This window comes from Campylobacter sp. CH186 (assembly GCF_004378925.1).
In the GTDB taxonomy this organism is placed as follows: Bacteria; Campylobacterota; Campylobacteria; order Campylobacterales; family Campylobacteraceae; genus Campylobacter_D; species Campylobacter_D jejuni.
Genome location: NZ_RYYB01000033.1, coordinates 1 through 230, shown reverse-complemented (window position 1 = coordinate 230; position 230 = coordinate 1). Strand labels below are relative to the sequence as shown.

At 37.8% G+C, this 230-nt stretch carries 1 protein-coding gene; it reads right to left on the bottom strand.

Annotation, left to right across the window (positions count from 1 at the left end; translation table 11 throughout):
• Nucleotides 1–230, bottom strand: a 230-nt coding sequence (locus ELQ09_RS08235) for a flavodoxin domain-containing protein (protein ID WP_208357122.1), incomplete at both ends; no start/stop codon positions are given.

Here is a 230-nt window from a genome sequence, read left to right as displayed (position 1 = left end):
ACAAATTTTCCATCAACAACTGCATCGCTTGATTCAAATGTATAGCCATCAGTTGAAACTTCACCTACTAAATTTGCGCCTGCATTTTTTAAATTTTCTGCAAGTTTTCCCATACCGCCGCAGAAAGTGTCTGAATAGCTTTCACTATCACCCATTCCAAATACAGCTACAGTTTTTCCACCAAGGCTAAGACCTGAAAAATCAAAACCATCCCAATCATCTTGTAAATC